The sequence below is a fragment of the Falseniella ignava CCUG 37419 genome (assembly GCF_000301055.1).
GTDB classification, from domain to species: domain Bacteria; phylum Bacillota; class Bacilli; order Lactobacillales; family Aerococcaceae; genus Falseniella; species Falseniella ignava.
Map to the genome: position 1 here is coordinate 773,633 of NZ_JH932300.1, position 15,693 is coordinate 789,325.

General features: G+C 36.9%; 16 protein-coding genes. 6 read left to right on the forward strand and 10 right to left on the reverse strand.

Annotation, left to right across the window (positions count from 1 at the left end; translation table 11 throughout):
* The first annotated feature begins 532 nt into the window (after positions 1 to 532).
* Positions 533 to 1,495, forward strand: coding sequence for a membrane protein insertase YidC (gene yidC / locus HMPREF9707_RS03660; RefSeq protein WP_006701357.1), 963 nt, complete (start codon positions 533 to 535; stop codon positions 1,493 to 1,495).
* A 58-nt stretch (positions 1,496 to 1,553) separates the two neighbouring features.
* Here the strand turns inward: yidC and gloB are convergent, their stop codons facing one another.
* The 3 genes from gloB to HMPREF9707_RS03675 are packed head-to-tail and all read right to left on the reverse strand — an operon-like array spanning position 1,554 to position 4,471.
* Complete coding sequence (gene gloB, locus HMPREF9707_RS03665) at positions 1,554 to 2,258, reverse strand: hydroxyacylglutathione hydrolase (protein ID WP_006701358.1); 705 nt, start codon at positions 2,256 to 2,258, stop codon at positions 1,554 to 1,556.
* A gap of 6 nt (positions 2,259 to 2,264) precedes the next feature.
* A complete protein-coding gene (locus HMPREF9707_RS03670; protein ID WP_006701359.1) occupies positions 2,265 to 3,767 on the reverse strand; it encodes a sensor histidine kinase in 1,503 nt (500 codons plus the stop codon).
* On the reverse strand, positions 3,767 to 4,471 hold the full coding sequence (locus HMPREF9707_RS03675) for a response regulator transcription factor (protein ID WP_006701360.1): 705 nt from the start codon (positions 4,469 to 4,471) through the stop codon (positions 3,767 to 3,769). The genes HMPREF9707_RS03670 and HMPREF9707_RS03675 overlap by 1 nt, the downstream gene beginning before the upstream one ends.
* A 201-nt stretch (positions 4,472 to 4,672) precedes the next feature.
* Between HMPREF9707_RS03675 and HMPREF9707_RS03680 the strand changes: the two genes are divergently transcribed.
* On the forward strand, positions 4,673 to 6,064 hold the full coding sequence (locus HMPREF9707_RS03680; RefSeq protein WP_006701361.1) for an ISLre2 family transposase: 1,392 nt from the start codon (positions 4,673 to 4,675) through the stop codon (positions 6,062 to 6,064).
* 259 nt (positions 6,065 to 6,323) lie between these two features.
* A complete protein-coding gene (locus tag HMPREF9707_RS08720) occupies positions 6,324 to 6,467 on the forward strand; it encodes a DUF4044 domain-containing protein (RefSeq protein WP_006701362.1) in 144 nt (47 codons plus the stop codon).
* A gap of 66 nt (positions 6,468 to 6,533) precedes the next feature.
* Here HMPREF9707_RS08720 and HMPREF9707_RS03685 read toward each other — a convergent pair whose 3' ends face one another.
* The 6 genes from HMPREF9707_RS03685 to HMPREF9707_RS03710 all read right to left on the reverse strand — a co-directional run bounded on the left by HMPREF9707_RS03685 (position 6,534) and on the right by HMPREF9707_RS03710 (position 10,652).
* Positions 6,534 to 6,929 (reverse strand): rhodanese-like domain-containing protein, encoded by a 396-nt coding sequence (locus tag HMPREF9707_RS03685; RefSeq protein ID WP_006701363.1) that lies wholly within the window; start codon positions 6,927 to 6,929, stop codon positions 6,534 to 6,536.
* Positions 6,930 to 6,944: 15 nt separating this feature from the next.
* On the reverse strand, positions 6,945 to 7,916 hold the full coding sequence (locus HMPREF9707_RS03690; protein ID WP_006701364.1) for an ROK family glucokinase: 972 nt from the start codon (positions 7,914 to 7,916) through the stop codon (positions 6,945 to 6,947).
* A gap of 10 nt (positions 7,917 to 7,926) precedes the next feature.
* Positions 7,927 to 8,613, reverse strand: a complete 687-nt coding sequence (locus HMPREF9707_RS03695) for a rhomboid family intramembrane serine protease (RefSeq protein ID WP_006701365.1) — start codon at positions 8,611 to 8,613, stop codon at positions 7,927 to 7,929.
* Positions 8,606 to 9,160, reverse strand: a complete 555-nt coding sequence (locus HMPREF9707_RS08465; protein WP_006701366.1) for a 5-formyltetrahydrofolate cyclo-ligase — start codon at positions 9,158 to 9,160, stop codon at positions 8,606 to 8,608. Before HMPREF9707_RS08465 ends, HMPREF9707_RS03695 begins: the two co-directional genes overlap by 8 nt.
* Before the next feature lie 88 nt (positions 9,161 to 9,248).
* The gene (gene rpmG, locus HMPREF9707_RS03705; RefSeq protein WP_006701367.1) at positions 9,249 to 9,401 is read right to left on the reverse strand and encodes a 50S ribosomal protein L33; all 153 of its coding nucleotides are present in this window, start codon (positions 9,399 to 9,401) and stop codon (positions 9,249 to 9,251) included.
* 198 nt (positions 9,402 to 9,599) lie between these two features.
* The gene (locus HMPREF9707_RS03710; protein ID WP_006701368.1) at positions 9,600 to 10,652 is read right to left on the reverse strand and encodes an IS30 family transposase; all 1,053 of its coding nucleotides are present in this window, start codon (positions 10,650 to 10,652) and stop codon (positions 9,600 to 9,602) included.
* Positions 10,653 to 10,856: 204 nt separating this feature from the next.
* Here HMPREF9707_RS03710 and HMPREF9707_RS03715 point away from each other — a divergent pair, with 204 nt between their 5' ends.
* The 3 genes from HMPREF9707_RS03715 (at position 10,857) to HMPREF9707_RS03725 (ending at position 13,434) form a co-directional block, all read left to right on the forward strand.
* Positions 10,857 to 11,297, forward strand: a complete 441-nt coding sequence (locus HMPREF9707_RS03715; RefSeq protein ID WP_006701369.1) for a hypothetical protein — start codon at positions 10,857 to 10,859, stop codon at positions 11,295 to 11,297.
* Positions 11,298 to 11,311: 14 nt separating this feature from the next.
* Positions 11,312 to 11,878, forward strand: coding sequence for an endolytic transglycosylase MltG (locus tag HMPREF9707_RS03720; RefSeq protein WP_006701370.1), 567 nt, complete (start codon positions 11,312 to 11,314; stop codon positions 11,876 to 11,878).
* A 185-nt stretch (positions 11,879 to 12,063) separates the two neighbouring features.
* Entirely contained in the window at positions 12,064 to 13,434 is a 1,371-nt protein-coding gene (locus tag HMPREF9707_RS03725; RefSeq protein WP_006701371.1) for an ISL3 family transposase, read from the forward strand.
* 113 nt (positions 13,435 to 13,547) lie between these two features.
* Here the strand turns inward: HMPREF9707_RS03725 and HMPREF9707_RS03730 are convergent, their stop codons facing one another.
* The gene (locus HMPREF9707_RS03730; RefSeq protein ID WP_006701372.1) at positions 13,548 to 15,674 is read right to left on the reverse strand and encodes a peptidoglycan D,D-transpeptidase FtsI family protein; all 2,127 of its coding nucleotides are present in this window, start codon (positions 15,672 to 15,674) and stop codon (positions 13,548 to 13,550) included.
* Positions 15,675 to 15,693 lie beyond the last annotated feature (19 nt).

Consider the following 15,693-nt stretch of genomic DNA (forward strand, 5'->3'; position numbering starts at 1 on the left):
GTATAGGTTAACTGATAGATACCTTCAGATAACGGTTCTTGTGCACTAAATTCTTTCAAATGAAATAATAAAGTTAAAGATATTAATAACAATGTTCCACCAATAAATTTTTTAATGGGAATATTGACCATTTGACTGCGCCATACCATCATCACTCCCCAAGCACCAATTGCAAATAATCCAAGTGGGTAGACTTCCCCGATAAATAATCGAAATGAATTAACAATTAGCATCCCCATAAAACCTGTATGTATTAGTGCAATTGCAGACATAAAGACTAAAATTAATCCAATCACAATGTAGAGATACGAGCGGTGAGGTTGGTTTACTTTAGATTTTGATGTTGATTTCTTTGAACTCAATCCAATCCCTCAATTCTAAATATTATGCTTTCTTATTATAACAAAAGCTTTCTTCGATTGCATTCTTCGTATAAAATAGATTAACTCGTCGTTTCATTTGTTCTAAAGATTGAAATATGCTTTAAAATTCTATATGATAATCAATGTGAATAAAATGGAGAGAGTGACATATGGAAAAGATTAAAAAGAATTATAAAAAATGGATTGCTTTAGTCGTTGTATCTTTTGTATTAGTAGGATGTATTAAATACGATGCATCAGGTCAGCCTACCGGTTGGGTATTCGAATATATTGGCCGCCCAACAATTCAATTATTAGATTGGATTGCCGGATTATTTACTAATGCAAGTGGCGAAAAAAATTATGGGCTTGCCATAATTATCGTAACAATTTTAACTCGTATTTTTATGCTACCATCAAGTATTAAAATGACGAAAAGTTCCATGATGAGCGCTGCAAAAATGGAATTAGCACAACCTGAAATAAAAGAAATTCAAGCTGAAATGGATGCAACACAAGATCCATCCGTAAAAGCACAGCTACAACAAGAACTTTTAGCTGTTCATAAAAAATACGACATTAATATGTTTGGCGATACTTTAGGTGGCTGTTTACCACTATTAATTCAAATGCCGTTTATTACAGCCGTTTATGCTGCTATTCGCTCTTCCCAAGAAATTGCAAATAGTTCCTTCTTAGGCATTCACTTAGGTAAACGCAGCATCCTAATTGTAGCACTGGTTGTCTTAGCATATTTCCTGCAAGGTTGGTTAATGCAAAAACAAAGTACCGTCAGCTCATCCAACCCGCAAGCCCAACAAACAACGAAAATGATGATGTTAATGAATCCATTGATGTTAGGGTGGATTTCTTGGGCTTCAGCAGCTGGGCTAGGATTGTATTTCTTAACCGGTGGGATCTTTATGATTGTACAACAACTATATATCAACCACCAAGTTCGTCCTAGAATTGAAGCCATGGTTGAAGAAAAACGTGAATACTATGAGTCTCTACCTCGTACCAAACGTAAACGTAAAGTAAATGTTCAACAAGAAACATCTTCAAGAAATCAGCGATTAGTCCCAACTAAAAATACTTCGACACGCCGTAATGAAGGTAAACAAAGGCGCTAAATCAACGACGATTAGTCAAAGAAAATCCCACTTCGAGATGAAGTGGGATTTTTGTAATTTAGAATTGGTCTCGTTGTTTTCTTAATTGAATAAAACGATCTAATGTCGGCGCCATCATTAACAAATTTATTGTCCGTTCATGTTGAATGGAGCTCGGATAGGAAGGAATGTTTTTCTTCTCATATTTGCATGCTTGTTTTAATTCACGCTCTAAAACCGGATTATTTGGGAAAATTGACTGATTAAATAACAAATTGGTAATAGTATACTCATGTCCCGCGTAAATATGCACATCGTTCGATAGTTGTTTAAACCACTGCATACTACGATAAGCTGCTTCATAATCTCCGGTAAATACGCGACCACAACCTGCCGAAAATAGCGCATCTCCACAAAACAGATGTTGACCTAATAAATAACTAATGTGCTCCATCGTATGCCCTGGTGTGTGCATCACATATCCTGGTTGATTACATATTTCAAGCGTATCACCTTGACGTAATGTTCGAGTATTAAATTCATCCGTCTCGACAGGTCCTAATACTTCTACTTGAGGATATTTGGCAAAAATTTCATTCACTCCACCTGTATGGTCCTCATGATTATGCGTGAGGAGAATATGTGTAAGATCTAAAGAGTGGCTACTCAAATAGTCCAATACTAGCATCGCTTCACCTGGATCTACTACAACAGCAGTGCCGTCATGTATCATCACCCATATATAGTTATCTTTAAGCGCCCTCAATGGAACAATCCGCATCATATCACCCTATTTTATATTTCTTCTTTCTGCAATTTGCTTACGACGGTAAATCTGGCGAGAATCTGTCATAATTGGCAACGTAATGTAAAAAATTGAACCATTTCCAAAGACACTCTCAACACGAATATCTCCTTTATATCCTCGAATCAATTGCTGTGCAATGCTTAATCCTAAACCGTTTCCGCCCTTTTCTCGAACACGAGACTTATCAACACGGTAAAAACGACTGAAAACACGTTCTTTATCCTTCTCAGTCATACCTTCTCCGAAGTCTTGAACCGTTATTTCAACTTGTGTCACACTCTTGCTGACCGATACATGAATTTCTTTTCGATCTTTACTATATTTAACTGCGTTGTCTAACAATATAATCAACACTTGCTCAATATGATTGCGGAAAGCTTGAACATAAACATCCTGCCCTTCCATATCTGAATCCATATAAAAATCAAAATCTTCATGGATCAACTTAAAATTATTAAATACTTGTTCGGTTGTACTATATATTTCAGTGATTTCGTCTTTATAGTCAATATTGACATTATCGGCACGTGATAAGTCAAGCATTTCTTGAACAAGGTGTTGCATCCGTGAAATTTCTTGCAGCGCTGAAGCAATGGACTCCTCTAGAATCTCAGGGTCTTCCTTGCCCCATCGATCTAGCAATTTAAGATGTCCTTGAACAATCGCTACCGGCGTTCGCAATTCATGTGATACATCTTCCACAAATTGTTTCTGTCCCGTTACATATTTATCGAGTTTATCTAATAATGAATTAACATGAATATTTAATTCACTCCACTCGTCTTTTGAAGACAATCGCATCATACGAATTTGAGATAAATTTTCTTCCTCAATCGTATCCAACTCACTATTAAGAGAAGTTAATGGCTTTAAGAATCGATGGCTCAAAATTATTGCCATTAGAATAAAAGCAACACAAGTAATACCTAAAATTAAATAGTAATAACGTTGTAATGCCATTAAAAATTGAATCATTCCTTGTGGTTTTACAATCATCTGTAATGATCCAATTTTTATATCACTTTCTTTATGATAAATCGGTTGGAATGCAACAAAATAATCTTCTCCTTTGACATGTGTATTCGTTAAAATACCCGAGTGATTAATCGAAGGAATTGTATTATTACGTGTCATATAAATAAGTTGATTCAAATCATTAAATAATCGCAAATTGATCGATTCACTATCTATGGCTTGCAAGTACTGAATCGCAAGTTCATTATTCGGATGTTTAGGTTGATTGCCTGGAGACAAAATTGTCTTTTCTTTTACAAACGGATGATCAAATTCACTTAGAAAATTACAAGCTTCATCGTAGATGACTTGGAAATGACTTTCAACCGCTTGATGTGCGGCACGATCAATAACTACTTTGAACCGAGATAAACTAATAAATGCAATAAGAATCGTTACAACACTAATAACAAAGCTCCATTTCCATTTTAAAGAAATGGGCCGATGGCTTTTTTGATTTGTCGTATTCATTAGTCACGCATTACATAACCCGTGCCACGAACTGTTTGGATATAACTATCTTGTCCTGGAACATCCAGTTTATTACGAATATAACGAATATAGACATCTACCACGTTAGTTTCGACTTCTGAAGTATAACCCCACACTTTATCTAATAATACTTCACGTGACATAACTGTATTGATATTCTCCATTAAGAAGAGTAATAGTTCATATTCTCGTTTCGTTAAATCAACAACTTCATCGCCTCTTTTAACAATTCGATTTGCTTTTTCAATGGTTAGATTGCGGTAATGAACCGTTGGTTGTTCTTGATTGCGTTTTTCTTCATCACTTTGAATACGACGGAATAAAGCTCTTAGTCTAGCTAATAATTCTTCAATAGCGAAAGGTTTGACGATATAATCATCTGCACCTTGATCGAGACCAGCAACCCGGTCCATCACTGAATCACGTGCTGTCATAATAATAATTGGGGTATCTTTTAACGGGCGAATTCGACGACATACTTCAAGACCGTTCAATTCCGGTAGCATTAGGTCTAATAGAATCACATCCCAATCTTCATCAAGGGCCGCTTCAAGGCCACTCCGACCGTCATAACGAATATCCGTTTCATACCCTTCATGTTTAAGTTCTAAATCTACAAAGCGAGCTAAATTCTTTTCATCTTCAATAATTAGAATACGTGGTTTTTTTGTATCTTCAGACATTTGGCTCTCCCTCCAATAGTTTTCATATCAATATAATATTACATAATTTGAATGAATTTTTCCATAGTAAAGTATTAAAACTCTCATTTTATTCATATTTTACCTTAGTGTAAAATAACTGTTGGTAAGCTAAAAGCAAAAAAGATAACCCTCTGCTATACTGTTAGTAGCCAACACACACAGAAAGTTAGAGGATTATCCATGAATATTGTAACACAAGTTATGCAAGAAATTAGTAAAATGATGACAGATTTATATCATCAAGCGATTCAAGGGGAAGTAGACTTTTCAACGTGTATCAAAACCATCAGCGATACGATGCGTCAACTCTCAGTCGATTTAGGAGAAGATCTCTGTGCAACGATTGAGGAATCACTTTTTGAAAGCCCTGGAAGAAAAGCAAGATATCGCGTTCATCGTAGTCATGATGAAAAAACAATCTCCACACTGATCGGTGATATTAAACTTTCAAGGCGTTATTACAAAGATAAGCAAACGGATGAGTTCTGCTACTTATTGGATGATTACTTATCGCTCACACCTCACCAGCGCGTGGATCTAGATTTAGAAGCAGCCATTTATGAGGAGGCCAGTAAGCATTCTTATCAAGCGACTCTGGATAGTTTCGAACATATCGGGATTCATAGTCGTCAGACCGTCAAGAATATTGTGCATAAGTATTGCCCGGATTCTGTTACGTTGCCGGTGGGAGAAAAACGTCAGGTAGACTGCCTATACATTGAAGCTGATGAAGACCATGTAGCCTATCAAGATGGGAAGAATCGGGAAATGCGCTTGGCGTATGTTCATGAAGGATACAAAGAAAATTTAGGATCAAGTGATCGAAAAGCATTAAATGTTCGTCGAATATTCACAGGCTTATACGAAGATAGCGAAGAATTGTGGGAAGACGTCTATTACTATCTCGACCAACAATACGATTTAGCGGCCTGTCCGGCTCTTTATTTAAGTGGTGACGGGGCTCACTGGATTAAGAAAGGGTTGGACTATCTCCCGACTCAGACGCACTTTGTTCTTGACCCTTATCATACGGTGAAATATCTTCGTCAGGCATGTGTTGGTATCAGTACTGAACATTTATACGCCACGTTACATCGCTGGCTTCATACAGGTGAAAAAGACTATCTACAGGACTACTTCAAAGTGCGACTCAGCGATCCGTCGCTACCCGAGTCCTCGAAACAAACGCTTCAAAAGGTTCGCCGCTATCTAATAGGCAATTGGGATGCGATCCAAAGACAAAGAGAGTCGCAATATATCGGTTGTAGTGCCGAGGGTCACGTTAGCCATTGGTTAAGTGCTCGTTTAAGTTCGAGACCTCTGGGATGGAGTACAACAGGCGCAGAAAACATCGCTAAAGCGCGTGCTTATGACCTAAATGGTGGTGATTTAAAAGCTTGGGTAAGAAATCAAACAAAAACAGAAGAAAGAGAACGAAGAGTCAATAAATTAGATGGCCGTGTGGGGCGAAAATACGCCCGCCAGTATGAATGGAGTGGTAAAGTAGCGATCTTACACTATTCTAATAACACACGGAGTCGACAGATTTTTGAGACCATCGCTGGTTATTGAAATCCAAAAGAGTGACCCCCGTCTTCATAACGAAAGCGAGCGGCGACGAACTGAATGCCGATGGAGGCACGGTGCCAAAGGCGCCGGTTAAAATATGGAATCCATGAAACTGGGTTCAGGGAAATATAAAAGTATGGTAGAGGAAAACCAACAATAATTTGACACTATCATATTTTACTCATTATCTTGTTAATTACAAAAATAAATGTTAATTTATTACATAGATGATAAACCTTATTAAAAGTTAGGAGATTATTAGTTGAAATTTAATAAATCAAACAAACGAAAAAAATTAAGTAAAATGGATTATATTGTTAGATTGATTGCGATTGTAATGGTAACGATTATGCTAGGCACGATGTTATTTAGCCTCGTAATGAACGCAATTCCAATGTTTAAATAATTTATCGCATACAAAAAGGCTGCATCATGCAGCCTTTTGTACTTTTCATTTTTAAAATGTTATCGATTATAAATCAGATTTTGTTTTCCCATTCCAACCTTCCATGCCACCTTGAAGGATATAGACGTCAGAATAATTTGCTTTACGCAAAAGATTGGCACAACGAGAAGCACTATTAATTCCGAAGTCATAAAGAACCACTGGTTGGTCTGAACGTATCTCATTCAATCGCATTTTAAATTGGGTACTGGGAATATTTCGCGCACCTAAAATATGATTTGCTTTATAATCAGCATGTTCTCGTACATCAATTAACTGAACTTTGCGAATAATTTTTGAAAGTTCAACTTCGTTAATCATTTTTGCTGAGCGTTGACGCATTACCCATAAAACAAACCAATAAATAGCATAAGCGATTAATAATATTCCAATAAATGTTAATAATATATTTAATAATGTCATCCTTCTCTACCTCTCCTAGTCATTGATATAATTATGAACTAATCTTGCTGCTCCATATATCCCTGCATCATTTCCTAGAGTCGCTAATACCAATTTAGCGTGGTTACGGATGGCTGGGAATGTATACTGCAGCATATAAGATTCTACTTTTGCCCGCATCATTTCTCCCGATTGCGCAACGCCACCACCGAGAATAATACGCGAAGGATTGAGTATACAACTTAGGTGACCACATGCAAGCCCTAAATAACGACAAAATTGATCAACAATTTGTTGACTTAAAGTATCTCCAGATTGGGCACAGTCAAATATTAGTCGAGCATCCAAAGGTAGACCCACTTCAACAGCTTCTTTTAATTGACTCTCGATATCTGTTTCTTCCATATACTTTTTAGCGAGATTTACGATTCCCGTAGCAGAAGCAAGCGCTTCAAGACAACCGTGATTGCCACAAGTACATTGAATATCTGTATCAGGATCCACAATAATATGACCAATTTCACCAGCAGATCCGTAAGTACCGTGTAGCAAATCTCCTTGAACTACAATACCTCCTCCGACGCCAGTTCCTAAGGTGACCATTACTACGTTTTGATGTCCTTTTCCGGCTCCCATCCACTGCTCTCCTAAAGCTGCAATATTTGCGTCGTTATCGATACAAAATGGAGCATCGAAAGCATTCTTAAATTGTTCACCTACATTTTGTTCAGTTTCCCAGTTTAAGTTATATGCTCCAATAACAGTTTGAGCTTTGTGATTAACTGCTCCCGGGCTACCCATCCCTATTCCAATGAGCTCCTCGACGGATAAATCTAACTCATATATTTTCTCTTTAATTGACTGAATAATATTTGGGACAATATTTTGCCCTTGTTGTTCAATATCAGTAGGAATTGACCACTTTGATAAAATCTCACCCTCTGGTGTAAGGACCGCCATTTTCGAAGTGGTTCCCCCTAAATCAATTCCAATAACAAATTGCGACATAACGATCTCCTTATCTGACAGTATTCATATATCCGAAATAATACAAAGCGCATTTTAATATAATTAGCACGAACACCGCAAATATTCGATGCCGTTGGCTAAAGAATTCTTTTGAAGAAGGTCCAATGACTAGCGTAATTAATGCACCATATACCGCCCCTCCTAAATGCCCCCAAGTATCAATCCCTACCGAGAATAATCCCGTCACAAATTGTAAAATAAGTAAAGTCATAAAAGTGATTGAGCGAGATTTTAAGGTGTAGGAATCAGGGTTCAAATAACTCAAAATAATATAGCAAGCAAACAGACCAAAGATACCTGTACTTGCCCCTGCAGAAACATTCAGATTTGCTAAACTTGAAAATAAATTGCCGCCAACACAGGCGAATAAATAAATACAGCTAAAGTTAAAATGTCCTAATAACGCTTCAATATCTTTACCTAGAAAATAAAGGGTAATCATGTTAAAAATAAAATGTTCAAACCCAATGTGAATAAATGATGCCGTTATAAAACGCCACCACTCATTTTGAAGATAGACGAGTGGACTGTACATTGCGCCAGTTTGAATTAACGCATCAATCGACTCAGTGGTCCGGTAATGGTACAACATCCAGCCATAGACGGCAATATTTAAAGTGATTAAGCCATAGGTTACAAGCGGTACATTAAAGTACTTAGAGATTCGTTTATTCACTGATAGTCTCCCGTTGATCAATTATTACTTGTTGAACTGGCAAATCGAATTCATTTAATTCCCAAACTCGTTGTTGATTCCATTGTTCTTTGAATATCAAAGATACCGTAGGTGTCTTGAGGTCTTTTAATACACGATCATAATAACCTCCACCAAACCCAACTCGATACCCTGCAGGCTCAAATGCTACTCCTGGAACAATTAATAAATCTAACTCATTCACATCTAAATCTGGAGCTGATTCAATTGGTTGAGGAATTCCCCATTCTTCTTCGAGGGAATCGCCAACTTTATAAAGGTGAAAGCGCAGCTGACGTTTCGGCATAATTCTTGGTAAGTAAAAATCAATTTCTGGAAATTTTTCAAAGAATTTTGTAGTCGTTAATTCCGGAAATTTACCATAGTAGAATCCAATTTTTCGGTATCCTCGTTGCTTAATTAATGTTTCAAATTGGTTCATTAAGTTCAATTCTGCTGCTTCGCGTTCACTCCCTGTGAGATTAGCTAGTTGTGTTAAAGTATTTTGTCTTAGTTCTGCTTTATCCATACAGCTCTTCCTTTCTCATCATATATATCCCTAGTATAGCAAAAAAAGGTATAACAAAAAACCGTTACAAGAGTAACGGTTTGACAAATTATTTCTTAACTTCTCTATGAAGCGTTACTTTACGAAGACGTGGACAATATTTCATAACTTCTAAACGTTCTGGATTGTTACGACGGTTTTTTGAAGTTAGATAATTGCGGTCTCCACATTCAGTACATTCTAAATTAATATTTACTCGCATTTATGGACCTCCTTTTTGCTGCCTTAAGCATAAGTACTGAAATATTGTATCATAGGTCTTCAAATAAATAAATACTTTTTTATCATTTATTGGAATTTTCACCTTACCTTGAGTTGTAAAGTTAAATGCAACACTTTCTGTTACATGATTCGATGAACTTAAAATCTCTTTACTTCTTCCCCTAGGAGAAGAAAAAATTTAAATACGACATTGTTGAAAATACTCTTCTGATGAACGTAGCCCTATCACTTCTCTAATCCTTTTATTGATTGCCTGAGTGGCTTGATCGATATCCATTTCTGAAAAAAGATGGATGGATTTTCCTTTAGGGATGAATTCCCTCAACAGTTTATTGAAGTTTTCGTTTGAGCCCCGTTCCCAGGATGCGTAGGCATGACAAAAATATACGTCTGTATTGAGTTCAGACATTAAGGAGAATTCAGAACCATTATCAAAAGTTATTGAAGCAAATAGGTTAGGGTTATCTGCTAGAATCTCTTCAAAGGCATTTTTAACCGTTTGACTTTTATAGTCGCTGATTTTCTTAGTAATGGCATAGCGTGTTTTTCTCTCTACCAAGGTAATGATTGCCGGTTCATTTTTCGTTTTCTTCCCTTTAACCAGATCAGCTTCCCAGTGTCCAAATGTTTCTCTTGATAAGACGTCCTCTGGACGATCGGTGATACTGGTACCTAAGATTCTTTTGTTTTTACCCTTAGGGTTACTATGCTGGTTTTTTCTTGGTTTCAGACGATACATGACAGGTAAGTCATGTGGTTTGATAGACAAAAGACCTTGACGTATATATGAATAGACGGTTTTAAACGTTGGTATATTCTCTACAGGATGCTTTTTTCTATAAAGAGCTATAAATGTCTTTATGTTGTAGAGCCGCTGTTTACCTTTAAACAATCCTTTAGTGAAGGCATCCTCCAGCGCAGAGAAGAAAGCGCTCGAGAAAGAAACAATCTTTTTGCGGACACACTTTAAACGTCTATTTTCATAAACAGATTGACCAGAATCTGAGTAGTACACAGTGACTTTCTTATTATAGCCATTAATCTGCTTGATCTGTTCTACAGTGCCCCGATTAATTTCTCTATGGATTGTGGAGCGGTTACGTCCAAGGCGTCTGCCTATCTCTGCTTTACTAATATCTTCATTTAACCATTTTTCTATTAGCTGTCTTTCTTTAAAGTCTAAATGAGTAAATGATTGGTTCTGATTTGTGTTATAATTATTTGTGGACATGAAGATTCTCCTTTGCTTATTTTGTGGTGATTTAAGTATAACGAATCTTCATGTCTTTTTGTATTTCAGAAATTACTGAGTGTTGCAATTCATTTTACAACACACCATTTTCACCTTACTGTAAAGTAAAAACAATTGATTCTTTCGTGACATTTGATAATATATTTAATTGAGGTACTATTAATTTATGAGAGAGGTGTTACTATGGAAATTTGGATTTTAATTATTGTATTACTTGCGATTGCCATCATTCTACTTATTGCTTCATTCTTTACTCAAGATACGAATGATATTGATCGTGAATTAAGTGAATTTACGGTACAACAATCAGAAGAGATGTATCAACTGAAACAACGTATTGCTCATTTAGAGCAACATCAAGGAATTACCCCGCCTTCTTTCTCTTTAGAAACTGAGCCAGACGAGTTAATTGTTGGGCAAGAAGAGGCAGTTTTAGTTACCGATAATCATGGCAATGAAGAATTGATCGAACATATTACAATTGATGATATTGATGATAATACGTACGAAGAAATCATCCGTCTTTATTCACAAGGTTATACAATGAGTGAAATTAGTCAACAAATTGACCTATCCACTCAACTCGTCCAATCGGTCATTGATAATTACATCGAGAATAAATAAAGAAGGTGAAATTAATGAAGAAGCAAACATTGCGTATGATGGGCGCTGGCTTTTTAGCTGCTGCAATCATCACCATGGTCTTCGCTTTATTACAAGGACATGTTCCTGTTTCAGGAAATACCGTCGGATCTATTTTCAATTCGGTCGATCAAGAAGAATTTAATCAATTAAAACAACAAAACGATAAATTGACAAAAGAAATTGAAAAACTAGAAAAAAATCGTAATGACTTAAATGCTGAAATTGTCGCACTTCGAGAAAAAAATAAAAATGCACAAAATCAGCCAACACAAAATGAAAACAATACCTCACAGACGACTTCTACTCAAGAAGAAGCCTCTGAGAATATACAGTATGAAAATACTCATGCGTTTACGATCGACCCTGGTGAAACGGCAGATGAAATTGCACAACAACTTGAATCAAATGGAATTATTGACTCAGCCGATGAATTATATCAACTCATCGAAGAGTGGCAACTTGAATCTGTAATGCAAAGCGGAACATTCGAATTAAGTCCAGATATGTCCTTAGATGAGATTGCGAATATTATTACAGGCGGCGCGTATTATTACAACTAATAAGAACGTTTTATAAAGCCTTAAACGAAAACAAACCCCAGAAGTTTATTCTAAAAACTTCGGTTCTATAATAAATGATGTTGGTGAGTGAAAACTCATTGGCATCATTTTTTATTTTATATTGAAAAAGAGCCATAGAATTCCTAAAATGTAAGTGCTAATCAAACATTAGAAAGGAAGTTCCTATGACTCAGAACCATTGTATCGCAAAATTGTTAAAAATTGAAGACCCACATATCAAATTAGAAGACCAAGTGGAAACCGTTCGCCATAAGAATCGTAATGAAATCCATTTAATTGGCACTTTAACCTACCGGCCTACAGCTTGTCAGCACTGTGGTGCTACCAATCATTCAAGTGCAGATATCATCAACCACGGATTTGTAAAGTCCAAGCTTCTTCTAGGTCAACTAGACTTTCAAGCGATTCGTTTAGTTTTGAAGAAGCAACGATTCTATTGTAAGCATTGTCAGCATACCTTTACTGCTCAGACAGATCTGGTGGATGCACATTCCTTTATTAGTAAGCGAATCAAGCACATGATCCTTTTTGAACTGGCTCAAACACAGTCCATGTCCTTGATTGCTCAACACTTCAACGTATCCGTGACCACGGTGATTCGTATACTTGAAGAGAGTTTAGAAGCAGAGAAGAGCTACCGTCCACATCTACCTCAACATCTAGCTATTGATGAATTTAAATCTGTTAAATCAGCTGTTGGAGCCATGTCCTGCGTGCTTGTTAATAATCATAAGCATACTCTTTTTGATGTCTTAGAAGATCGCACGCAAAAGACCCTCGAAGCTTATTTTATGCGCTATTCTCTACAAGAGCGTCGAAAAGTGAAGACGATTACTATTGATATGTACAGTCCTTACTATAAATTCTTCCAAGAGCTCTTTCCTGATGCCAAAATGATTATTGATCGCTTCCATGTCATCCAACTACTGAATCGGACCTTAAATCAAATACGAGTGAAGGTGATGAATCACCTCAAGACAAAACGCCCACGTGATTATCGAAAGCTCAAGCAAGAGTGGAAGTTAATCCTCAAAAATAGCGAAACGTTAGACTTTACCAACTATTACGCTCATCGTCTTTATGAGGGAGTTATGACTGAGAAAATGCGAGTGGACTATTTGATTCAGTTAGATCCTCGCTTGAGGCAAGCTTATGACTGGGTCAATCGAATGAAGTTTGCCGTCAATCACCATCATGACTCGGAAATTGAATACTTGTTAGAAGAAAGCCGAAAATATACCTTCTCTCGTCCACTTCGTAAGAGCTTTAATACCATTAAGCGCTATCTCGAAGGAATCAAGAAAGCTTGTCATTACACCTTATCTAATGGCTATATTGAAGGAGTTAACAATAAAATCAAGCTCGTTAAACGAACCGGTTACGGTTACCGTCGCTTTGACCATCTCAAGGCTCGCATTATCCTGACTCAAAAACTAACATCCGAAGGCAAACTAATCCTACGCCCCTTAACATTTAAAGAAGAAAAGCAACAAGAAAAAGAAAAGGAAGAAGCTAATATACATTCTGCTGCTTAGTTAGCTGCTTAGTTAATAGATAGCACAATAAAAACCCAGAGAAAAATTCTCTGGGCAGGAAATTCTCCACCAACATCATTTGACAGAGAACCAAAACTTCTGGGGTTATTTGTTTAATCAACCGTGGAAGAGGCTGGTGAGTTCATATAGTCCTCTATCAATTGTTTTGTTTCTGCCTTTAATTCAAAATATGCATTCATTACTTCTCGAGCAATCTGGGTACTAATCCGTCCCCAGTTCTCTTCTTCTAGAAATGGAACTACCACACTGATTGCAATTTCAGGGTCATCATAAGGTGCAAAACCAATAAATGTAGCATTCGTTACAGGTTGATTTTGTGCATATTGAATTGGACCTGAATAGAAAGCTTCTGTTGTACCCGTTTTAGACCCGACTGTAATCGGATAGTTTTTGAATAAATAACGTGCTGTACCCTCATCAGTATGAGAAACTTGTCGCATCCCCTCGTGGATTCGCGCCATTTGCTCTGGACTGACTGGGATAATATTCATCACTTTAGGCTCGATGGTTGATTTGACATCACCTAAATTACCATCTGCATCTGTTCCGCGAATTTCTTTAACTAATCGAGGTGCATATCGAATTCCACCATTTGCAATCGTTGAGACATACTGAGCCATTTGTAGTGGCGTATATAAGTCAAACTGCCCGTATGATAAGTCTAACGCGCTAACGAGTTGATCGCTTTCAGGAAGAAAACCAGCAGATTCATTCGGTAAATCAATTCCTGTCTCGACACCTAGCCCAAATAAAGCAAAATATTGACGTATTTTTTCTAATGTTTCAGGCACAATGCTTAAGCGCCCTTCTTCTTCATAAGTATACTGACCACCAATACGCATTGCCAATTTAATCATATAAATGTTCGATGATTTTTGTAGCGCGGTAATATCATCAAGTTCAATTTTCTCATTCTGTTCAACCCGGTTAAATACCGAACTCTTCCATTGGGAAGCTTGAAATTTTAATGGTTCATCAATGATTTGATTATTGTCGATTGAAATTACATTTTCCATATAACCAATCAGGACCATCGCTGGCTTGACACTCGATCCCATACCAAAGCTCGAATTAATTGCACCCAGCGTATCATCGATAATTTCATCTTTATTATAATTGTCTGCATTGGCATCATATTCATACCGCTTGCCTGAAATACCTAGAATATCACCATTTTTGGGATTCATTGCAACAACATAAGCTCGGTCGTTCAGCCCTTGTTGCGGCATATCACGTAGAGCATTTTCTAGAATGTCATCAATTCGCTTTTGAAAATCAGAATTAATAGTCATCACGATGTTGTCGCCCTTCGTTCCTTCGAATAGCTGTTCTGATTTAATAATACTATCCGAAGAATCCGTCACAAAATTATAAAGTGATTTTGTTCCTCGTAATGAATCTTCATATTGTTGTTCTAAATAACTAATTCCGACTCGGTCATTCATTGCATAACCTCTAAGTAAGTATTCTCCGGCCACTTCACTTGGAATACCTCGTCGTTCAGAAGAAACTTGTCCTAAAATCGACGTTAACATATCTTCTTGTGGATAGATTCGTTGCCAATCTGTTCCGATACTAATTCCTGGCAGATTTCCTAACTGCTCGGAAACACGGGCAATCTCTTCCGGAGTCACATTTTGGTTTTTAACTGGTACAGTGGAGAAAGCATACGCTGCATTCATTTGTCTGAATAAAGCAGCAATTTTTTCTTCAGCATTTGAAAACTGAATGTCTTCGGAGGTAACTTTATCTAACTGTGCTTGGTAAAGATCTGTTCCTTTTAGTTGTTTTTCTTCTTTAGATAACCGATCATTGACAGTCTTTGTATTTTTAACAATAAAATAATCCTTTAAATCTCGCTCGGTTAAATGAGTATTTGGCACCTCGATCAATGAGGCAAGTTGGGTTGCAATATCTACTAAGTCATTTGGGGAGACCACCGAGTCGCTATTTCTCGTATAAAGTATTGCTTGTTCTGGTCGATTACCGACTAATACTTTACCAAAGCTATCATAAATCATTCCACGTGGCACCGTTCCGGTAGAAAGTGTGGATTCTGTTCGTTGAACCATATTTGAGAATCGTTCACCACTATAGAGTTGGATATATGCTAAACGAACAAACAGTGCTGCAAAACAAAGAAAGGTGACAAAAAATAAAAAATTGAGTCGCCCTGGAATATGAGATTTATTCTGTTTTTTAGAGATGGATTGATTCAATGCTTGACCCCTCTTTACT